20 protein-coding genes and 1 pseudogene are annotated in these 20,955 nt (G+C 57.7%); 16 read left to right on the forward strand and 5 right to left on the reverse strand.

The genetic code is table 11. From position 1 onward, the window contains the following. The first annotated feature begins 3 nt into the window (after window positions 1-3). The 3 genes from ABLU96_RS03490 to ABLU96_RS03500 all read left to right on the forward strand — a co-directional run bounded on the left by ABLU96_RS03490 (window position 4) and on the right by ABLU96_RS03500 (window position 4,886). A complete protein-coding gene (locus ABLU96_RS03490; RefSeq protein WP_025105851.1) occupies window positions 4-1,401 on the forward strand; it encodes a PTS transporter subunit EIIC in 1,398 nt (465 codons plus the stop codon). A gap of 117 nt (window positions 1,402-1,518) precedes the next feature. After that, window positions 1,519-3,093, forward strand: coding sequence for a carbohydrate porin (locus tag ABLU96_RS03495; RefSeq protein ID WP_064405881.1), 1,575 nt, complete (start codon window positions 1,519-1,521; stop codon window positions 3,091-3,093). 182 nt (window positions 3,094-3,275) lie between these two features. Then, window positions 3,276-4,886 (forward strand): FAD-NAD(P)-binding protein, encoded by a 1,611-nt coding sequence (locus ABLU96_RS03500; RefSeq protein ID WP_064405928.1) that lies wholly within the window; start codon window positions 3,276-3,278, stop codon window positions 4,884-4,886. A 37-nt stretch (window positions 4,887-4,923) separates the two neighbouring features. Here the strand turns inward: ABLU96_RS03500 and ABLU96_RS03505 are convergent, their stop codons facing one another. Next, window positions 4,924-5,073, reverse strand: a complete 150-nt coding sequence (locus tag ABLU96_RS03505; protein WP_004851580.1) for a hypothetical protein — start codon at window positions 5,071-5,073, stop codon at window positions 4,924-4,926. 21 nt (window positions 5,074-5,094) lie between these two features. Further along, a complete protein-coding gene (locus ABLU96_RS03510; RefSeq protein ID WP_025105854.1) occupies window positions 5,095-5,487 on the reverse strand; it encodes a YdeI family stress tolerance OB fold protein in 393 nt (130 codons plus the stop codon). Between the two features lie 373 nt (window positions 5,488-5,860). Between ABLU96_RS03510 and ABLU96_RS03515 the strand changes: the two genes are divergently transcribed. Further along, window positions 5,861-6,745 carry an SDR family oxidoreductase gene (locus ABLU96_RS03515; protein ID WP_064377232.1) on the forward strand — a complete coding sequence of 295 codons (885 nt, stop codon included), beginning with the start codon at window positions 5,861-5,863 and terminating at the stop codon, window positions 6,743-6,745. A gap of 22 nt (window positions 6,746-6,767) precedes the next feature. Here ABLU96_RS03515 and ABLU96_RS03520 read toward each other — a convergent pair whose 3' ends face one another. Together ABLU96_RS03520 and ABLU96_RS03525 are read right to left on the reverse strand one after the other, a co-directional pair. Then, window positions 6,768-7,574 carry a hypothetical protein gene (locus ABLU96_RS03520; protein ID WP_064405879.1) on the reverse strand — a complete coding sequence of 269 codons (807 nt, stop codon included), beginning with the start codon at window positions 7,572-7,574 and terminating at the stop codon, window positions 6,768-6,770. Between the two features lie 106 nt (window positions 7,575-7,680). Next, complete coding sequence (locus tag ABLU96_RS03525) at window positions 7,681-8,316, reverse strand: carbonic anhydrase (RefSeq protein WP_004119381.1); 636 nt, start codon at window positions 8,314-8,316, stop codon at window positions 7,681-7,683. A gap of 224 nt (window positions 8,317-8,540) precedes the next feature. Here ABLU96_RS03525 and ABLU96_RS03530 point away from each other — a divergent pair, with 224 nt between their 5' ends. Further along, window positions 8,541-9,170 carry a LysE family transporter gene (locus ABLU96_RS03530; protein ID WP_014229623.1) on the forward strand — a complete coding sequence of 210 codons (630 nt, stop codon included), beginning with the start codon at window positions 8,541-8,543 and terminating at the stop codon, window positions 9,168-9,170. Window positions 9,171-9,183: 13 nt separating this feature from the next. On the opposite strand, the gene ABLU96_RS03535 is transcribed toward ABLU96_RS03530, so the two are convergent. Beyond that, complete coding sequence (locus tag ABLU96_RS03535; RefSeq protein ID WP_004851588.1) at window positions 9,184-9,954, reverse strand: DeoR/GlpR family DNA-binding transcription regulator; 771 nt, start codon at window positions 9,952-9,954, stop codon at window positions 9,184-9,186. Between the two features lie 93 nt (window positions 9,955-10,047). On the opposite strand from ABLU96_RS03535, the gene ABLU96_RS03540 reads away from it, so the two are divergent. The 11 genes and pseudogenes from ABLU96_RS03540 to ABLU96_RS03590 all read left to right on the forward strand — a co-directional run bounded on the left by ABLU96_RS03540 (window position 10,048) and on the right by ABLU96_RS03590 (window position 20,920). Next, window positions 10,048-10,431 carry a VOC family protein gene (locus tag ABLU96_RS03540; RefSeq protein WP_048262238.1) on the forward strand — a complete coding sequence of 128 codons (384 nt, stop codon included), beginning with the start codon at window positions 10,048-10,050 and terminating at the stop codon, window positions 10,429-10,431. 30 nt (window positions 10,432-10,461) lie between these two features. Beyond that, window positions 10,462-11,100, forward strand: coding sequence for a CatA-like O-acetyltransferase, family 1 (locus tag ABLU96_RS03545; protein WP_025105858.1), 639 nt, complete (start codon window positions 10,462-10,464; stop codon window positions 11,098-11,100). A gap of 272 nt (window positions 11,101-11,372) precedes the next feature. Then, a pseudogene (locus ABLU96_RS03550) lies at window positions 11,373-12,594 on the forward strand (SfnB family sulfur acquisition oxidoreductase). A 1-nt stretch (window position 12,595) separates the two neighbouring features. Next, window positions 12,596-13,270: a methionine ABC transporter permease gene (locus ABLU96_RS03555; RefSeq protein ID WP_047723711.1), complete on the forward strand. Its 675-nt coding sequence runs from the start codon at window positions 12,596-12,598 to the stop codon at window positions 13,268-13,270. Between the two features lie 22 nt (window positions 13,271-13,292). Beyond that, window positions 13,293-14,069: a MetQ/NlpA family ABC transporter substrate-binding protein gene (locus tag ABLU96_RS03560; protein ID WP_046878498.1), complete on the forward strand. Its 777-nt coding sequence runs from the start codon at window positions 13,293-13,295 to the stop codon at window positions 14,067-14,069. 62 nt (window positions 14,070-14,131) lie between these two features. Beyond that, the gene (locus ABLU96_RS03565; RefSeq protein ID WP_048262240.1) at window positions 14,132-15,178 is read left to right on the forward strand and encodes an ATP-binding cassette domain-containing protein; all 1,047 of its coding nucleotides are present in this window, start codon (window positions 14,132-14,134) and stop codon (window positions 15,176-15,178) included. Between the two features lie 149 nt (window positions 15,179-15,327). Beyond that, window positions 15,328-17,031 (forward strand): ABC transporter substrate-binding protein, encoded by a 1,704-nt coding sequence (locus ABLU96_RS03570; RefSeq protein WP_048262242.1) that lies wholly within the window; start codon window positions 15,328-15,330, stop codon window positions 17,029-17,031. A gap of 43 nt (window positions 17,032-17,074) precedes the next feature. Continuing rightward, window positions 17,075-18,034: an ABC transporter permease gene (locus ABLU96_RS03575; RefSeq protein WP_064405877.1), complete on the forward strand. Its 960-nt coding sequence runs from the start codon at window positions 17,075-17,077 to the stop codon at window positions 18,032-18,034. Then, a complete protein-coding gene (gene opp4C / locus ABLU96_RS03580; RefSeq protein WP_025105865.1) occupies window positions 18,031-18,981 on the forward strand; it encodes an oligopeptide ABC transporter permease in 951 nt (316 codons plus the stop codon). Before ABLU96_RS03575 ends, opp4C begins: the two co-directional genes overlap by 4 nt. After that, the gene (locus ABLU96_RS03585) at window positions 18,978-19,958 is read left to right on the forward strand and encodes an ABC transporter ATP-binding protein (RefSeq protein ID WP_048262246.1); all 981 of its coding nucleotides are present in this window, start codon (window positions 18,978-18,980) and stop codon (window positions 19,956-19,958) included. The genes opp4C and ABLU96_RS03585 overlap by 4 nt, the downstream gene beginning before the upstream one ends. After that, entirely contained in the window at window positions 19,955-20,920 is a 966-nt protein-coding gene (locus ABLU96_RS03590) for an oligopeptide/dipeptide ABC transporter ATP-binding protein (protein ID WP_049102257.1), read from the forward strand. Before ABLU96_RS03585 ends, ABLU96_RS03590 begins: the two co-directional genes overlap by 4 nt. The last annotated feature ends 35 nt before the right edge of the window (window positions 20,921-20,955 follow it).

The following is a 20,955-nucleotide window of genomic DNA, read 5'->3' on the forward strand; positions in this document are numbered from 1 at the left end:
AATATGAACAACTATAAAAATATCGCCGTTGAGATCGTGAATATCATCGGCAAGGAAAATATTGCCTCAGCCACCCACTGCGCCACCCGTTTACGTTTGCAGGTAAAAGATCGACAGAAAATTGATGACGATAAAATCCGCAATATTAGCGAAGTCAAAGGCGTATTTTTTAATGCTGGCCAGTATCAGATAATCCTCGGAACCGGGATCGTCAATAAGGTTTACCAGGCGTTTGTTAACGAATTCCAGGTGGCCGAAATCAGCAAGGATGAAATGACGAAGCAGAGTACGGGCCGGTTACAGCGGGGAATTCGCAATTTATCGGACGTGTTTGTGCCGATTGTCCCGGTACTCGGGGCCACCGGCCTGTTTCTCGGCCTGAAGGGGGTCATTTTTAACGATACCGTCCAGGCGTGGTTTGGCGGCAGCGTTCATCAGGTTCCGGTGGCGCTGCAAACGCTGACCACGGTGCTTTGCGACACCGCTTTCGCCTTTCTGGCGGCGTTTATTTGCTGGTCGGCGTTTAAGAAATTTGGCGGTACGCCAATAATCGGCTTCTTAATCGGCCTGATGCTGGTCTCCCCCGCGCTGCCGAACGCCTATGACGTGGCGTACGGCAACAGCAGCCCAATTTATGTATTGGGTTTTATTCCTCTGGTCGGCTATCAGGGGTCTATTCTGACCGCCCTGATCACCGGCATTATCGGCGCTAAGCTGGAAATTTTTTTCCGCCGGGTGATGCCCAACTCGATGGATCTGATTTTTACGCCGTTTATCGTCATCCTGATTGCGGTGGCCATCGCTTTACTGGTTTTAGGGCCGCTGGTGCATGCGTTTGAACATTATGCCGTGATGGCTATTCAGCAATTTCTGACGTTGCCTGCGGGTATTGGCGGTCTGTTAATCGGCTTCATCTATCCCATTGCCGTGATGACCGGGATGCATCATATGTTTATTATGATTGAAACCTCGCTGATTGCCGGTACCGGGTTTAATCCATTAATTACGGTGTGCGCGATGTACGGCTTTGCCAACGCCGCCGTATGTCTGGCTATTTCACTGAAGGCGAAAAATATCGCGTTTAAAACCGCCGGGATTTCCGCGACCATTACTCAGCTATTAGGCGTTTCGGAACCGGCTTTATTCGGTATCGTGATGCAATCCGGGCTACGGGCGATAATGGTGATGCTCACCAGCTCGGCGCTGGGCGGCATGGTGCTGTCGCTATTGTCGATAAAAGCGAACTCATACGGTCTGGCGGTCCTGCTGTCGCCGCTGATGTATCTCTACGATCGCTATCAGTTTGTTACCTATATTACCGTCGGACTCGCGGTCTTTATTTTTGCCTTTATTATCACGTTCATTTTTGTCAAAACCGATAAAGCGACCAAAGAGGCCTGAAAAAAATAAAGCCCAACTATTAATTTAACACCCCAATAAACATCCCATTTTAATGGCACAGTAACCTGTGCTCTGCGCCCGCGCGTCCAGAGCACAGCTACCCCTGTACAGGTATTAATGATGAAAGCCTATATGCTTACGCTCTGCGCGCTGGCTTTGCCAGCATCCGCCGCTGCGGCGGATACGACCCTGAATGAAATTAACGCCCGACTCGAAAGGCTTGAGGCCGAATTAAAACAGTCGCGCATCCAATTACAGGATGCGACGCGAAAAATAGACGCTGCGGAAAAAAGAGCGGCCAGCGCCGAAAAAAACGCGGCGCGCGCGCAAGAAAGATTACAGTTTGTCGAACAGCAAACCGAGCAAGACCTGGCGCGAATAAAAAGTAAACCGTCGCAGCCTCTTATCGCACAAGAGAAGGATCGGGAGATTAAATTCGGCGGCTACGCGCGCAGCGGAATATTGACCAGCAAAGGCACCACCAGCACCGTAGGCCCCTCTCTGACGCCTGCGGGCAGTACCGGCGGCAGCGTCGGGCGCCTGGGCAATGAATCAGATACCTACGTAACCGCCGATATCAACTACCGGCGAAAATATGATAATAACAGCCAGCTGCGTTATTACATGAAAATCGCCGAGTGGGATAAAACGTATAATACCGACAGTTCATTCAACGGTCAGATGAACGTACGGCAGGCGTTTGTCGAAATGAGCGATATGCCTTCGTTTAGCGGCGCATTTAAACAGGCCACGCTGTGGGCCGGCAAGCGTGAAGACCGGGATAACTTTGATATTCACTGGCTTGATTCCGATATGATGAATTTAATCGGTACCGGCGCCGGTATTTATGACGTGAACTTGTGGGGCGATATCAAAACCAATCTCGCCGTATACGGGCGTAATTTCAACGATATCGATACGATGGACAACGTTGAATATAACAACATGACCGGCGCGGATAACACCTATATTCAAAACTACACCTTCTCGCTGAATAACCGGCTGGACAGCTGGCAGTGGATGCTCAACGGGTTATACTCGCAGGACAACGATAAACGCATTAACGATGGCCTGGCGTCGGATAAAGCGGCCTCGCAGGGGTTCAACACCATGCTGGCGTACCATGGCGACAGCTTCTACGGCCTGCGTCCCGGCAGTACCAAAACGGCCCTGCTTTATGGCCGCGCGCTGGGGGCGGAGGTTCGCGGCCCGGGCTCCGACGGCTATCTGATAAACCCGGCATGGACCGTCAAGTTTGCCTCTTACGGGACAACGTCCCTCACCGACAGGCTGAGCTTCGCGCCGCTGATCGTCGCCCAGAGCAGCAATAGCCGCTATATCGATTCAGACCATTACGACTGGGTGACCCTGAACGCGAGAATAATTCAGCAGATTAATCAGAACTTCGCCCTGCAGTACGAAAGCAGCTATCAGTATATGGATATCGATCCGAAAGGCTTTAATGGCAACAGAGCTGCCAGCGGCAGCTATTACAAGCTGACGTTTGCTCCTACTTTCAAGATGCAGAACGTGACGGACTTCTTTGAACGCCCGGAAATCCGCTTTTTTGCCACCTGGATGCGCTGGGACAAATCGCTGGATGACTACTCCTCGACGGACACCTTCGGCAGCTCCGGATACCATAGCGCGGGGACGCTATTCTTCGGCGCCCAGCTCGAAACCTGGTTCTGAAAGCCTGCCTCTTTGACTAACCCCGAGGAAGATGCGCGCCAGCAATTGGCCCTCTTCCTCATTTTGAACCACAATTATTGGGCCAGATTTCCGTTACCCGGAAATGATCTATCGTGGAGCTTTTCAACTGGCGGAAGGCCACCGACAACAAATGTGATAACAACAACGGCGGGTCAGTCATTATGAAGAAAATTGCCATTATCGGCGCAGGTCCAACCGGAATTTATACCCTGTTCTCATTACTCAAACAGGGCGAGCCGCTGGACGTGTCAATTTACGAGCAGGCCGAGGAAGCGGGCGTGGGCATGCCCTACAACGATGAAGAGAATTCGCGCATGATGCTGGCCAATATCGCCAGCATTGAAATCCCCCCCATTCAGAGCAGCTATCTCGACTGGCTGAAAGCCCAGAGCCGGACGCGCCTTGCGCGCTACGGCGTGGATTACGACGCTTTGCACGATCGTCAATTTTTACCGCGCATCCTGCTGGGTGAATACTTTCGCGACCAGTTTCTTGCGCTGGTCGGAGAGGCCAGGGAGCAGGGCTTTCGCATCCGGGTCAATGAGTCCTGCCGGGTCAGCGACCTGCAGGCGACCGAAGAAGGGGTCAGACTGTGGGTTGAGGATGAGCCGGTCGCCGAAGCCTTTGACCTCGCGGTGATCGCCACCGGACACGTCTGGCCCGATGAAGAAGAGTCGACCCGCACCTGGTTTCCCAGCCCGTGGTCTGGCCTCATGGAGGCCAGCATTCCCCCTTGCCGGGTGGGCATTATGGGCACCTCGCTAAGCGGAATTGACGCCGCGATGGCCGTCGCCGTCCAGCACGGTCGGTTTATCGGGTCCGACGATGACGCCCTCGCCTTCAGGCTGGACGAGGCAAGCGAGGCGCTAAGCATCGCGCTGATGTCGCGCTCCGGCATTCTGCCGGAAGCGGATTTTTACTGCCCTATTCCCTGGGAGCCGCTGAGCATCGTCAGCGAAAGCGCGATGGAGCAAGCCATCGCCGCGGGCAACGACGGTCTGCTCGATCGCGTCTTTGAGCTGGTGGCGCAGGAAATCACGCTTGCCGACCCCCTATGGAGCGAAAATATCGCCCTTCACAGCCTTAACGCCGACAGCTTCAGCGAGGCGTGGTTTGCTAAACGCCAGCAGCATAATCCGTTCCACTGGGCGCTGGATAACCTTGAAGAGGTTGAGCGCAACAAACGCGCGCGATATACGGTTCCCTGGCGCTACGCGATCCTGCGGCTGCATGAAGCCGTTCAGACGATGGTGCCTCACCTTAATGACCATGACCGGGAGCGTTTCAAAAATGGCCTTGCGCGGGTCTTTATCGACTGCTATGCCGCCATTCCTTCAGAGTCTATCCGCCGGCTGCTGGCGCTGCGCGAAGCGGGCGTCATCACTATTCTCGCCTTAGGGCATGACTATGAGATGGCGGTAGAGCAGGAAAAAACGGTGATTACCAGCGAACAAAATCGCTATACGTTTGATGTGTTTATTGATGCCAGAGGGCAAAAGCCGCTGAAAAATAAAGATCTTCCCTTCCCGCATTTAAGGGAGCAGCTGCTGGCGACCGGAGAAGAGATTCCTGAGGTCGGAGACGACTATACGTTGCGGGAACCGCCCGAAGTACGCGGGCGCATCGCGTTCGCCGCCATTCCCTGGCTGATGCACGACCAGCCTTTCGTTCAGGGTATCACCGCCTGCGCGGAGATCGGCGCGGCGATAGCGAAAGCGATATCCCAGCCGGCAAGCCGCTCGCGCAGGCGTTTATCCCCGCTCGATCTTTAGGAAAGAAAAATAGCCGCCCGTTGACGGGCGGCTATTTTTAACGCTTTTCAGGCTGGGGATGCCAGGGATCTTTTTTATGATCTTCGCTGTCGTCTCTTTTACGCGGCACTTCCCCCTGCTCGCGCGGGTCCTCTTTCGATGGATGACGGCCCCGCTTATCCGGGTCGGCTGGATGCTGTACGGACATCAATTCCTCCTGCTTGAGCGGTTATTTCTGGATCCGGTCCACCCGCACTACCGGCGGCGTCATTTTTTTATCGAGGCTGCCGTTGATGCTGATCATCTGATCGGGCTTCACTTCGCGGCCATCAAAAACCGCGGCGGGGATAATCACTGCGATGGTGTCGGTTTTATCGCGAAAGCTATAGCGGTCGTTACCGTGCTGCTCGATAAGATTGCCGCGTAATGAGATGGTTGCCCCATCGTGCATTTCCAGGGCCTGGCGCACGGTCATAATTCGTCCGTCCTCCGTCCCGCGGTAGCCATCGTCAATTTTATGCGGCGGCGGCGGAGCGGCATCTTTTTTAAATCCCCCGTCGTCCGCGGCATAAACGCCCTGAGCCATCAGCGCACAGAAAATAACGGGCAGTAATTTTTTCATCAACCATACCTCCGGCATATTTTTGTCTTGTCTTAATAAGTCTGGTTGCTGATGTTCATTTTCACAAGTTCCGTACCTGGTGAGTCGCCCGGGAAATATTTTTAACGACTTCACCGCCCGCGTAAATATGCGCGCCGGACAGCATTAAAAAGGCGCTAAATATACCGTCAGGCTTGCGATAGAATAATCCTAAAATGCCAAACGCCGCTGGCGCCTCTCATTTTGAAAAGTTTCCCGGCAATCAGTAAATTACCGATGGGAGAGGAATCAAAGCGCCAAAATTATAACAGCGAAGCCGTTCAATTATTCTTCAATATTCCACGGCAGGCTGACCAGGCAACTACGCTTACTCTTTTAACACGAGGAGGTCAGTATGAGCGACAACGCTAACAATACCGCGAAGTATCCCCGTCCCCCCTTTGTTGACCAGCCGCAATCGCCTCCGGGTCTTGCCGAAGAGATGAAGCCGCAGCCGGATCACGGTGAGCTGAGCTATGTCGGTTCCGGTCGGCTCGCCGGTAAACGCGCCCTGATTACCGGCGGCGATTCCGGGATTGGGCGCGCGGTCGCGATCGCCTTCGCCCGCGAAGGCGCCGATGTGGCGATAAACTATCTGCCGGAAGAGGAGTCCGATGCGGAAACCGTGATTGCCCTGATTCAGGCCGAAGGACGTACAGCCGTCGCGATTCCGGGAGATGTGCGCGACGAATCCTTCTGCGAAACCCTGGTGGAACAGGCCGCCAGCGAACTCGGCGGGCTGGATATTCTGGTCAATAACGCCGGACGCCAGCAATATTGCGAATCACTGGAAGAACTCACTACCGCCGACTTTGACGCCACCTTCAAAACCAACGTTTATGCGGCCTTCTGGATCACCAAAGCCGCCCTGCGACATCTTAAAGAACACAGCGTGATTATTAATACTTCATCCGTCCAGGCCTTTAAGCCGAGCCCCATCCTGCTGGACTACGCGCAAACCAAAGCCTGCCTGGTGGCGTTCACGAAATCGCTGGCCAAACAGCTGGGGCCGAAGGGTATCCGGGTAAACGCGGTCGCCCCCGGTCCCTATTGGACGGTGCTGCAGTCAAGCGGCGGCCAGCCGGATGAGAAGGTGCGTCAGTTCGGTGCCGATACGCCGCTGGGGCGTCCCGGGCAGCCGGTAGAGATTGCGCCGCTGTACGTTACCCTTGCCTCTGATGCCTGCTCCTTCACCTCCGGCCAGGTGTGGTGCTCCGACGGCGGCGACGGCGTGCTGTAAATCCCGCGCGGCGGCGCGCCTCTCAGCGGTGCGCCGTCGTCTTAAGACAGGCGAGGTATTTCTGCGCTGAGTCCAGAACGATCTGCCGGGCATTTTTGGGGACGTTCTGCCCCTTAAAGGCGCCGTACAGCGCCCCGAAAGGCGTATCGCCCAGACGTTCAACGATCTTCTCCACGCTGGCGGCCGCCAACGGCAGCAAATTGGGATAGCTCCACATAAACGAAACGGCGCGCGCCCCCGGCGTCACCTGGATAATATCGCCCGCCAGCATAATACCGTCATCTTTCGCCCAGTGCAGAACGGTTCCTCCGGCGAAATGGCCGCCCAGGCGCAGCAGCCGCACCGCCGGGAGGATCTCCAGCGCATCTCCTTCCCATAGCGTGATGGCCGGGCTATCGCGCATAATCCATTCGCGATCGCTGGCGTGGAGATAAATTCGCGCATTAAAGGCGTCGGCCCAGTCCTGCATCGTGGTGTAGTAATGAGGATGGGAGATGGCGATCGCGTTTAACCCGCCCAGGGCGGTAATCAGCGTTTTGCTGGCGGCATCAAGATTGGCGATGCAGTCCCAGAGAATATTCCCCTGCGGCGTGAGCAGCAGAAACGCGCGCTGATCGATTGCAAATTTCGGTACCGTCCTGACGCTCAACAGCCGATCGTTATGCTGCTGCCACGTATTCGTATGCGTCTCGCTCAGATCGTCTGGCTTGATCCAGACCTGCCCGCTGGCCGGGACGTACTGGCGTTCATCCTCACAGATACGACAATGGTTCAGGGTGTTGCCGCGATCGTCATAAGACGTCCCGCAGGTTGCGCACAGCTTAATCATCACTTCTCCTTAAGAAATCATTCAGGAAGCCGTAATGAGTATGGCAGACAGGAAATTTATGGCAGGAGGTGGGCATCTCAGGGCTTCCGTGCCCTGAAAGAGAAGTTTATTCGAAATAAACGTCAGGGTTTTCCGACAGCGACACAAAGGTTTTGCTGTTTTTATCCAGCGCGCGAATGTCACCGCTTTCAATATCGTAGAACCAGCCGTGCAGACGCAACGTGCTATCCCGCAGACCCACGGCAACCGACGGGTGGGTTTTAATATTGTTCAGCTGGGCGATAACGTTTTCCTGCACCATACCGTTGACTTTATCGGTCTCGTTGGCCCAGGTTTTCTTCTCCACGACGGCTTTCGCCGCATCGGAGTAGCGCAGCCAGTGGGAAACGGCAGGCATGGGGTCCAGGCACTGGCAGGTGGCGATGGCTTTCATCGCGCCGCAGTTGGAGTGGCCGCAAATGACGATATCGGTCACGCCCAGGGCCACGACGGCATACTCGATCGTCGCGGAAACCCCGCCCGGCTCAGGACCGAAAGAGGGCACGATATTCCCGGCATTACGGATCACAAACAGCTGGCCCGGTTCCTGCTGGGTCACCAGCTCCGGCACCAGGCGGCTATCGGAACAAGAGATAAACAGCGCTTTAGGATTTTGGCTGGAGGCCAGGCTGCGGAAGAGCTCTTTACGTTGCGGGAAAATCTCTTTCTGGAAGTTGAGGAAGCCCTCAATGATATGTTGCATAGCAGTGTCTCTTTTCTCTGTTTTAATGACGATATGACAAAGATCACATTTAGCCAGTTTATCACCGACGCGCGAAATGGGAATCGTTATTCGAACAGGCGATGAAACATCGCGCCGTAAAGTCGGGTGACAGCGCGCTAAAGATTGTTTATTTTTTGACGGTGAAACAATCATGAGCGGGAGCCGGATGCGACTTTAGCGCTCAACATCAACCAGGAGCGTTTATGTTTTTATCCAGCCTGATGGCCATTGCCGCCGTACTCATTATGGGCGTGATCAGCCCCGGCCCAAGCTTTATTTACGTGGCCCGCAACGCCGTTGCGCGCTCAAGGATGCATGGTCTGGTCACCGCGCTGGGAACCGGGACGGGGGCGGCTATCTTTTCGATTATGGCCATGATGGGGCTGCAAAAAGTGCTGACGGCAGTGCCGGAAATGTTTATTGGCCTGAAGGTCGCGGGCGGCCTCTATCTGCTCTGGCTGGGGTATAAAATCTACCGCGGCGCGGCGCAGCCGATGGATTTTGCGGCAGGCGGCATGGCGGCGGAACATTCCCTGCTGAAAACCTTCCGCGATGGCCTCTATACCCAGCTCAGCAACCCAAAAACGGCGCTGGTGTTCGCCTCTATTTTTACCGCCCTGCTGCCGGAGCGTATCCCGCTGGCCTTTTACTATATCGTGCCGCTGATGAGCTTCCTGATTGACGTCAGCTGGTATTCGCTGGTGGCCCTGGTGCTCTCTTCCGCGCGACCGCGCAGCGTCTACCTGCGCATGAAGCGTAAGATCGATATCGTCACCGCCACCGTGCTGGGCGCGCTCGGCCTGCGCCTGATTGCCACTTCGCTGTCAAAGTAGGCCAGCAAACCGTTTAAACGGTATAAATACGAATATCGTGTTCGCTAAACGCGTCGCGATATTCGCGACTGATATTCTCCTCGACCACCAGCACGTCAATGGCGCTGCTTTCGACCACCACAAAGCGCGCCACCGCCGGGATTTTGTCCGAGGTCAGGCCGACGATGATTTCGCTGCACTGTTTTATCACCGCTTTTTTAAATTCACAGTCGGCGTAGTCAAAGCCCGTCAGACCGGACTCAGGCGCCATGGCGCAGCCGCCGATAAATCCCTGATCGAAGAGCATGCCCTGAATCTGCGCCACGGCGGAGGCGCCCACGCAGCCGCCGCTGGCCCGCTGGATCTGACCGCCAAGCATCACAACGTCATACAGCGGTTTTTTGAGCAGTACGGCAGCGATTTCGGGAGAATTCGTGACCACCGTTAACGCCAGCTCCGCCGGCAGCGCTTCCGCCATCGCCAGGTTGGTGGTGCCGGTATCGATAAAAATGCAGCCGCCGGGCTTCACCAGCTTTGCGCACTTCTGCGCGATCCTGCTTTTTGTCGCCGTATTTTTCTCTTTGCGCTCGCTATAGTCCCCCGCCTCCGGCAGGGTCATCACCGCGCCGCCGTAGACCTTTTTACAGTACCCTTCGCGGCTAAGTTCATGTAAATCACGGCGAATAGTATGCTCGGAGACGTTAAGGCGGCTGGCGAGTTCGGCGCAAACCACCCTGCCGTTCTCCTGCAGGATCTGGCAAATAAGCGCTTGTCGTTGTTTAGGAAAAGCAGCATAATCGAGCACAAATAACTCCTGATAAAATCTTTATCGAGCAACAAAGTGCATGATCGTGCATTCAGACCCTGACTGTCAATACACCCTATAAAGAGGTTTGCTATGAAAATTGCCCACATCGCCCTATGGACCCGCCAGCTTGAGCAACAGGCCCGCTTTTGGGTGGCCTTCTTCGACGGCGAGATTAATGAGAAGTACTGCAGCCAAACCAACCCGGGCTTTGAGTCCTTTTTTGTCAAGATTGGCGACGGCATTGCCATTGAGCTGATGACCAAGCCGGGGCTTGTCGCGCAGACGGCGGATAACAACCACACCGGCTGGGTACACCTGGCGATTACCGTTGGCGGCGCTGAAAAGGTCAATACGCTGGCAAACCGCGCCGCCGCGCAGGGGATTCTGGTCTCGCCGCCGCGGACCACCGGCGATGGCTATTATGAAGCGGTGATTAAAGACCCCGATGGCAACCTGATTGAAATCGTCGCATAGTATCAGGCACTGACTCAACAGGAGACGCCCGTGGCCAACTATCGCGTAATCGACAAACAAAACTGGCCGCGTAAAGATCATTTTGATTTTTATCGCGGTTTTGCCAACCCCAGCTTTAATCTCTGCGTTCCTGTCGAGGCGCAGCGGCTATATGAGTGCGCGAAAGATCGCGGCGTCTCGTTTTTCCAGCTGGCGCTCTACGCCCTGGTTCGCGCGGCGAACGGGGTGCCGCAGCTGAAACAGCGGCTGCTGGGCGACGATATTATCGAATATGACCAGCTGGCGGTAATGACGCCGGTGATGACCGCCCAGGAAGGCTTTCGCCAGGTCTGGTGCGACAACGCCGCCGATTTTGCCGCCTTCAGCCATGCCGCCACGCCGAACATTGAAGCGGCGAAACATACCGCGCCGGCGCCGCTTATCGTCAACGGCGAGAATTTCTTCTGCGCCAGCTGCCTGCCGTGGCTGCATTTCAGCGCCATCACTCACGCGGAGTATTACGTCGGCGCGGCGGTGCCCGCCCTCACCTGGGGCAAGCTGAAAAACGGCATCATCCCGGTGGCGGGCAAATTCAATCACGCTTTTGTTGACGGCCTGCACGCCAGCCGCTTCTTTGCCCGAGTCGAAGAGGGGTTCGCCGAGCCGGAGACCCTCTGGCAGGCAGAATAAATATCGTCCCTGTCATTCCCCTGCCCCGACCTTTCCCGGGGTGGCTTCCCCTTCCTGCGCTGCTGCAAATCCAACACGCGGGTTGCCTCAGGTTGCAATTGCAGCAGCCCGCGAGCTTTCCACAAAACCTATCTCACTGATTAATAAACATTAAAAATGAAATGCGTTCTGGCATAGCCTTTGCTTTAGCTGTCATATAACCCACAGGAATTATTAACTATTTAGATAGTTATTTTTTGCATATACCGTTTATTGAACCGTGAGATGTGACTATGCCCGACGAAAAATCCCCCCTTCGCTATACCCGCCAGACGCCAAAGGCATACGTTATCCGCAGCGATGACGAAGCGATCGCCATCGCCCATGAGATCGCGGCGGTACTGCAGCCCGACGCGGCGCAACGCGATCGCAGCGGCAGCGTCCCGCCGGAGATTATCGATACCTACTCCAACAGCGGCCTGTGGGGGATTACCGTCCCGCGGCAGTGGGGCGGCGCCGAGGTTTCTGCCGCGACGCTGGCTCAGGTGATTGCGATTATTTCCGCCGCCGACCCGTCGCTGGGGCAAATCCCGCAGAACCACTACTGCCTGCTGGAGGATATTCGTCTGCAGGGCAGCGAAGCGCAGCAGGCCTTTTTCTTCGCTCAGGTGCTGAAAGGCTATCGCTTCGCCAATGCCCTTTCTGAGACCGGCGGTAAGACGGTGCTTGATATCCGCACCCGCCTGGAGGCCAGCGATCGCGGTCTGCGCATCACCGGTCGTAAAGGATACTGCACCGGATCGCTCTACGCCCACTGGATCGGCATTCTGGCGCTGGATGCGGAGAATAACGCGCAGCTGGCGTTTGTTCCGCGCGAATCTGCAGGGCTGACGGTCATCGACGACTGGGCCTGCCTCGGCCAGCGCACCACCGCCAGCGGGACGGTCCTGGCGGAGGATCTGGCCGTCGAGCCTTTCCACCTGTTCCCGACGTGGAAATCCTACGCGACGCCAACCCTTGCCGGACCGTTTGCCCAGCTCACCACCGCCGCCATCGATCTGGGAATCGCCCGCGCGGCGCTTAGCGATACGGTAAGCTTTGTCAGCGAATTCGCCCGGCCGTGGATTGATGCCGGCGTTGAGCGCGCCAGCGAAGACGCTGACTATCTATCAGATAGGCCAGCTTGACAGCCGCCTGGCGGCCGCCGACGCGCTGCTGGAGCGGGCCGGGAAGGTGCTCGACCGGTATAAATACGATCTGAGCGAGGATAACGTCGCCCAGGCGTCTATCGCCGTGGCGCGCGCCAAGGTCTTTACCACCGAAGCGGCGCTGGAAGCCGCCAGCCGCCTGTTTGAGCTTAGCGGCACTCGCTCGACCAGCATCGCCCTCAATCTTGATCGCCACTGGCGCAACGGGCGCGTCCACACCCTGCACGACCCGGTGCGCTGGAAATATCAGCTGCTGGGCAACTGGGTGCTCAACGGCATTCGTCCGCAACGCCATGACTGGAACTGAGATGAACCGCGCGCTGGCTTTTTTCGCGAATATCGACTGGGGCGACGTGGCGCAGGCCAGCGTCGATACCTTGACCATGCTGGGCTGGTCGCTGGGCTTTACCGTGCTGATTGGCCTGCCGCTGGGGATTGTGCTCTATCTCAGCGGCCAGCCTCGCCTGCTTCACGCGCCGCGCCTCTATCGCCTGCTGTCGCTGGGGGTCAACGTCCTGCGATCGCTGCCGTTCATCATTTTATTGATCGTGATGATCCCGGTGACGACGCTGATTACCGGCACTTCGCTCGGCGTTGAAGGCACCATCCCGCCGCTGGTTGTCGGCTGCGCGCCCTTCTTTGCCCGGCTGGTTGAGACCGCGCTGCGCGAGGTGGAGCACGGCCTGGTGGAGGCCAGCTGGTCGATGGGCGGCAACACCTGGCAGCTTATCTGGCACACCCTGCTGCCGGAGTCGCGCGCCGGGCTGATTGCCGCCGTGACCGTGACCGCGATTTTACTGGTGGATTACACCTCGATGGCCGGGGTCATCGGCGGCGGCGGGCTGGGCGACCTGGCCATCCGCTTTGGCTATCAACGCTTCCAGACGGACGTCATGGCGATTACCGTTCTGCTGCTGATTGCGCTGGTGCAGATAGTACAAATGAGCGGCGATCGTCTGGTGAAGGCGATGAGCCGCAAATAACAATAGCTTCAGGAATAAGACAATGAAAAAAACAATCCTCGCAGCGGGGCTTCTGGCCCTTTTCTCCCTGTCCGCCAGTGCCAATGAGACGCTGACCGTGGGCGCAACGCCGGTCCCCCATGCCGAAATTCTCGAGTTCGTGAAGCCCGAGCTGGCGAAACAGGGGGTCGATCTGAAAATTAAAGTCTTTAACGACTTTATCCAGCCTAACCAGCAGCTGGCGGAGAAAAATCTCGACGCCAACTACTACCAGTACCGCCCTTTCCTTGATAACTACAATCAGACCCGCCATACCCATCTGCTTCCGGTGGTCGGCGTGCATATTGAACCCTTTGGCGCTTATTCGAGTAAATATAAAACGCTCAAAGAGGTACCGGATGGCGCCACCGTTGCCATTCCGAACGATCCGGTGAATACCGGCCGCGCGCTGGTGATGCTCAGCAATGCCGGGCTGATTACCCTTAAAAACCCGCAGGATCCGCAGTCGGCGACCAAAGATATCACCGCTAATCCGCACCATTTTAAAATTCGCGAGCTGGAAGGCGCAATGCTGGCGCGGGCGGTGAATCAGGTCGATCTGGCGTTTATCTTCGCCAACTATGCGCTGGAGGCCGGAATTGATACCGACAAGGCGCTGCTGGTGGAAAAAGGCAGCGACCTGTACGTCGAGTATCTGGTGGCGCGTCCCGACAACATCAACGATCCCGGCATTCAGAAGCTGGCGAAAGCCCTGAACTCAGACCGCGTGCGCAGCTTTATTCTCACCCGCTATAAAGGCAAAATTTTGCCCGGTTTTTAATCGCCGGATGTTCATCGGCAGCCTGCGGGCTGCCGCTTAATTTCGTTAACAGAGCCGCTATCGTGACGCAAAAACCCAACGCCACAACACATATTCAGCTAAGCCAGATAAGTAAAGCCTACCCCAACGGCGTGCAGGCGCTGCGGGATATTAATCTGCAGATCGCGCAGGGAGAAATCTTCGGCATTATCGGGCGCAGCGGCGCCGGAAAATCAACCCTGCTGCGCCTGTTCAACCGCCTGGAAAATGCCGATAGCGGTGAAATTATCATTCACGGCGAGCATACGCGGCACTACTCCCGCAGCCAGCTGCGCGACCTGCGCCGCCGGGTCGCGATGATCTTCCAGCACTTTAATTTGATGGCCACCAAAACGGTGGCGCAGAACGTTGAGCTGCCGCTGAAAATGGCCGGGGTACCGCGAGCGGAGCGGCGGCGACGGGTCGATGAGATCCTGGCGCTGGTCGGCCTCAGCGCCCTGCGCGACAGCTGGCCGGCTAAGCTTTCCGGGGGACAAAAGCAGCGTACCGGCATCGCCCGCGCGCTGGTTACGCAGCCGGAGATCCTGCTGTGCGACGAAGCCACCTCGGCCCTCGACCCGGAAAATACCCTTGCGGTGCTGAAACTGCTAAAAGAGATTAATCAGCGCCTCGGTCTGACCATCGTACTGATCACCCATGAGATGGACGTCATTCGCACCCTCTGCGACCGGGTCGCGGTGCTTGAGCGCGGAGAAATTATCGAACAGGGGGAGGTGTGGCGAGTATTTGGCCATCCCCGGCACGAAGTCACCCAAAGCCTGCTCGGCACGCTGCACCATGACCGCCCGGACGAGCGTCCGCCGCTGAGCGGAAACCAGCAGCTGGTCACGCTGCATTTTGACGGCAGCAGCGGACATGAACCCAACTTACAGCATATCGCCGCGCTGCTGGGCGACGATGCTCGCCTGCTTTACGGCAGCTGCGAGCAGATTCAGGGACGGGTGATTGGCCAGCTGCGGGTACGCCTGGCGACACCGCTGGCAAATCAGCGCTTAGCGCAGCATGCCGGCTGGGTAGCAGACCGCCTGACCTTCTCCGGCGAACCGACAGCAGAGAATGCTGGCGCTTAGCGCAAAAATGACAGATTAATGCTGAATTATTGCTAATGCTAAATCGCTATAAGCCATAGCTTTTCGGTGTTAGACAGTGCGCGGTGCGCCTCTTATCTTTCGTCATGATTTGTAAATATTTTACGCAATTCTTTGATGAGGGAGCACTTTTGTCCAGACTACTGCACGGGTTAAAAACCAAACAGACGCGGTTCGCGCTTGCTCTGAAAATCGCGTTGCTCGGCGGCGCGGTGGCATTTTCTTCGGTCGCCATCGCCGACGACATTTTAAAAGAAGGGATCACCCCGGCCAGCGATGCCAGCCAGATCCCCGCCGCCGCGAAGCTGCGCAAAGATACCGTCGTGGCCGGCATCTCCGAGCCGCAGGGCATTTTTAACCCCTACTTTTTCGTCAACGGCTGGGATGAGAACGTCACCAACGTGATTTTCTCTCGCCTGATCGACTGGGACAGCCACGGCAATCTGGTACCGGGCCTCGCCGAAAGCTGGACGGTGAGTCCGGATAACAAGGTCTACACCATCAAGCTGCGCCCCAACCTGACCTTTAGCGACGGTTCGCCGCTGACCGCCGACGATGTCGCCTTTACCCTTACCGTGCTGCTGGATCCGAAATATGACGGCGATACCGATATCACGCTCGCCAATATTGCCGGCGGCGCGGAGTACAAAGCGGGGAAAGCCGATAGCGTCAGCGGTCTGAAAGTGCTTGACCCCTTAACGCTGCAGGTGACCACCACCCAGCCGGGCGCGACGACGCTGGCAAAAATTGGCGGTCCGGTACTCTCCAAAGCCTATTACGGCAAAGGCTACCAGCGCGGCAACCTCGACTATCTGCGCACCCTGCACGGCAAACCGCTGGGCAACGGTCCCTACGTTTACGACAAATACATCCCCGGCCAGGAGATTCGTTTCCACGCCAACAGCCATTTTTATCGCGGTACGCCGCCCACCCCGCGCTTTATCTATCGCGTGACCAACCCGTCAACCAACTTCCAGCTCTTCCAGACGGGTGAAACCGACTACGACGCCTTTACCTCGCGTCCTGACGATATCGAACAGCTGAAAATGCTCGGCTTTGCCAACATCAACCTTTACGGCTCCAGCGACTACAGCCAGGTGGAATTTAACGTCCGCCGCCCGGCGCTGAAGGACGTGAAGGTACGCCAGGCGCTGATTTACGGCCTCGACCGCCAGAAGCTGATTGATGTGGTCTACCAGGGCTACGGCAAGGTGGCGATTGAGCCTATCGCGCCGATCTCCTGGGCCTGGAACGCCGACGGGGTAAACCCGTATCACTACGACCCGGCGCAGGCGAAAAAGCTGCTTGACGAAGCCGGCTGGAAACCGGGGCCGGACGGTATCCGCGTTAAAGAGGGCAAACGCCTGGAGTTAACGCTGCTGGTGAGCAAGAAAGTGCTCAACGATGCGCTGATCCCCATCGCCAAAGAGAACTGGCAGCAGATTGGCGTCCTGTTAAAACCGCAGGTCGTCGATTTCAACGCCCTGATGGCGCAGCGTAAGTCGGGTAATTACGATCTGGCGTCGTTCAGCACCAGCACCCTTAACGACCCGCATGATGGCGTGTGGGATTTTTACAGCGCGGAAGCGAAAGAGTCCGGCTATAACAACCCGCAGGTCGATAAGCTGATTACCGAAGGTAACTCGGTGCTCGACGTCGAGAAGCGTAAGCCTATCTACCACCAGCTGTATCAGGTACTGGCGCAGGACCCGCCGGTGATCCTTCTCGGCTACCGTGAAATTCTCTCGGCGAGCAGCGCCCGGGTCACCGGCTTCAAACCGGATATCTACAACGGCCTGACCGGCAGCCTGCCGGATGTCAAAATCGTTAAGTAAATCCCCGGCCGCCGGGATGACCGGCGGCTGACGTGAGAATGTCATGAGAAATTTCATCCTGAGACGGCTGCTGCAAACGCTGCCGATGCTGCTGCTGGCCTCCTTTATTATCTTTATGCTGTTTGCCAAAACGCCGGGCGATTTTATCGACGGCAATATCACCCTCACCGCCGCCCGCACCGCCGAACTGAAAGCCATTTACGGCCTGGATCAGCCGCTGCTCACCCGCTATATCCACTGGCTCGGCCAGCTGCTGCGCGGCGATCTCGGATTCTCGCTGCAGTACCAGATCCCGGTCAGCCAGCTGCTCAACCAGTACATCTGGAACTCTTTCCTGCTGGCCAGCGTGGCGCTGGTATTTTACTGGGGAATTGGCCTGACGGTGGGCGTGGTCTCAGCGCTGAAGCCCAATTCTGCGTTCGATCATCTGGTGAGCGTCGCGGTGTTCGCCGCCATGTCGTTCCCGACCTTTTTTCTATGTCTGCTGCTCATCAAGTGGTTCGCCGTCGACCTGCACTGGCTGCCGGTGGGCGGCATGACCAATACCGGCAGCGACGACAGCGGCTGGGGGTATGTGCTGCAGGTCGCCGCCCATCTGGTGCTGCCGGTACTGGCGCTGGTGATGCTCCAGGCGGGCAGCCTGACCCGCTATTTTCGCGCCAGCATGCTCGACGTGGTGAAAATGGATTTTATCCGCACCGCCCGCGCGAAAGGGCTGCGCGAACGCACGGTTATCCTGAAGCACGCCCTGCGTAACGCCCTGCTGCCGATCATCACCCTGCTCGGCTTCGAGTTGCCGGGGCTGTTCTCCGGGGCGATCATCACCGAAAAAGTGTTTAACTGGCCGGGGGCCGGGCATATTCATATCGATTCGCTGGCCGCCCGCGACTACCCGGTGTTAATGGGCTTTACCCTGTTTCTGGCGGTGCTGACCATTCTTGGCAACCTGATTGCCGATGTGCTTTACGCGTGGGTCGACCCGCGCATTCGCGTGAGGTCCTGATGCTCAGCTCTCTGTTTTCTGCTAACCGACGCCTGCGCAAGGCGGAAATCCCGGCGCTGGCGCAGGTGACCCCATCCCCCTGGCGTCAGGCCTGGCAGGCGCTGCGCCGCAATCGCCTGGCGATGCTGTGCCTGCTGCTGCTGGTCGTAATGGCCCTCTGGTGCATACTGGGGCCGCTGTGGTCGCCGTGGAAAGACGATGCCACCGACGCGCTGATGATTAACAGGCCGCCCGGCGCGGAACACTGGCTGGGTACCGACTTTCTCGGTCGCGATATTTACACCCGCCTGCTGCTGGCCGGGCGCATTTCGCTGATTATCGGCCTGCTGACCATGCTGCTGTCGGTCACCCTTGGCTATCTGCTCGGCGCGCTGTCGGGCTACGCCGGCGGCCTGACCGATAAACTTATTATGCGTTTTGCCGATCTGGTGATGACTATCCCCGGCCTGCCGCTGCTGATTGTCGCGGGCGCGATGCTCTCGGAGCTCGATTTCTCGCCGGACTCACGCATCTATATGGTGGTGATTATGCTGAGCCTGCTGGAGTGGCCGAAGCTGGCGCGGCTGGTACGCGGGCAGTGCCTCTCCCTGCGCGAGCGCGACTTTATGCTGGCGACCCAGGTGCTGGGACTGTCGGCGCGACGCCGTCTGTTTGGTCATCTGCTGCCGAATACGGTACCGATTCTGGTGGTCATGGCGACCATGGCGGTGGCGAACGCCATCCTCAGCGAGTCGGCGCTCAGCTACCTCGGGCTTGGTGTGGTACCGCCGACGCCGTCGTGGGGCAATATGATGGACGCCGCCAACAGCCTGATCGACTTTCAGCGCCGGCCCTGGCTGTGGATGCCGCCGGGGATCGCCATTTTTATCACCGTCATCGCCATTAACGTGCTGGGCGACGGCCTGCGCGACGCCATGGACCCTAAAATGAAACAGAGGCTGAAATGAGTCGCGCATTAATCACCTTTAATCAGCTTTCGGTCTCTTTTGCCGCCGACAAAAACCGGGTACGCGCGGTACAGGATGTGTCGTTCACTATTCGCGCCGGGCAGACCGTTGGCGTCGTCGGCGAATCCGGCTGCGGCAAAAGCGTCACCGCCATGTCGTTAATGGGTCTGCTGCCACCGCAGGCGGCGCGCATTGACGGCGGGGAAATTCTTTTTGAGGGCCAGGACCTGCTGCGGCTGAAAAACGCCCGTATGGCCGACCTGCGCGGCAATCAGCTGGCGATGATTTTTCAGGAGCCGATGACCGCCCTGAATCCGGTACTCACCGTCGGCGAGCAGCTCTGCGAACCGCTGATTCGCCACCGCGGCGAGCCGCCGAAGGCCGCATGGCGGCACGCTACCCAGCGCCTGACGGATGTCGGGCTGGCGCGCGCGGATAGCCTGATGGCCAGCTATCCGCATCAGCTTTCCGGCGGCATGCTGCAGCGGGTGATGATTGCCATGGCGCTGAGCTGCCAGCCGAAGCTGCTGATTGCCGATGAGCCGACAACCGCCCTGGACGTCACCGTGCAGGCGCAGATCCTGCGCCTGCTGCGCGACCAGGCGCGGGCCAACCGGATGGCGATGATGCTGATTACCCACGATCTCGGGGTTATCGCGCAGATGGCCGAGCACGTTGTGGTGATGTACGCCGGGCGTATCGTCGAGCAGGGCGCGACCGCCGCGATTCTGCGTCACCCGCAGCATCCCTATACCCAGGGGCTGATTGCCTCGCGGCCGGTGCCGGGGGCGCGGCGCCGACGCCTCTATTCAATCCCCGGCCAGGTGCCGGACCTCGCCGCCCTTCCCGCCGGATGCGCCTTTGCCGAGCGCTGCGCAAAAGCCACCGCGCGCTGCCGACAGAGCATTCCGCCGCTGTCAGGGCAAGACCGGCAGGCCGCCTGCTTTTACAGTGAACTTTCGGAGTCCGTGACATGAGTCATGAATACGTGATTGAAGTGGATGGGCTGAAAAAACACTTCCCGCTGCGCGATGGGCTGTTCGGTCAGCAGACCGGCGTACTGCGGGCGGTGGATGGCGTGAGCTTTAAGATTCGCCGGGGAACGATTTTTGGTCTGGTGGGCGAATCCGGCAGCGGGAAAACCACCGTTGGCCGTACGCTACTGGGGCTGTATGAGAAGACCGCCGGCAGCGTCAAGTTTCGCGGTCAGGAACTTGCCGAACTGCAGCCGCGGGCAATGCGCGCGCTGCGGCCTAAAATCCAGCTGGTGTTTCAGGACCCCTACAGTTCGTTAAACCCGCGCATTCGCATCGGCGACGCCATTGGCGAAGCGATGCTGGAGCACAAGCTCTGTCGCCGGGCGGAGCTGTATGACAAAACCCTTGAGGTGATGCGCATCTGCGGGCTGGCCCCGCAGCATTACAACCGCTTCCCGCACGAGTTTTCCGGCGGCCAGCGTCAGCGCATCGGCATTGCCCGGGCGCTGATCTTAAACCCGGATTTTATTATTGCCGATGAGCCGATTTCGGCCCTCGATGTGTCGATTCAGGCGCAGATTATTAATCTGTTTTCCGATCTGCGCGACGATCATGGGGTGACGTTTTTGTTTATCTCCCACGATCTCGGGGTGGTAGAACATCTCTGCGATGACGTGGCGGTGATGTATCTCGGGCAACTGGTGGAGACTGCCAGCCGCGATGCGCTATTCAGCCGGCCTTTGCATCCCTACACCCGGGCGCTGCTGGCGGCGGTACCGACCCTCGATCCGGACAGCGAGCCGGTCGCGGTGGTACAAGGTGAAATTCCCGACCCGTCCCGGCCGCCTTCCGGCTGTCGCTTTTCCTCCCGCTGCCCGCAGGCCAGCGACCGCTGCCGTCGCGATATTCCACTATTAAGGGAGGTCGCCGACGGCCACCACGTCGCCTGTCACGCGGTTTAGCGCCGGCCAGCCTTCGGACCATAAAAAAACCGCCC

Origin of the sequence: Klebsiella sp. CN_Kp106, from assembly GCF_040064575.1 — a bacterium.
GTDB classification, from domain to species: domain Bacteria; phylum Pseudomonadota; class Gammaproteobacteria; order Enterobacterales; family Enterobacteriaceae; genus Klebsiella; species Klebsiella michiganensis.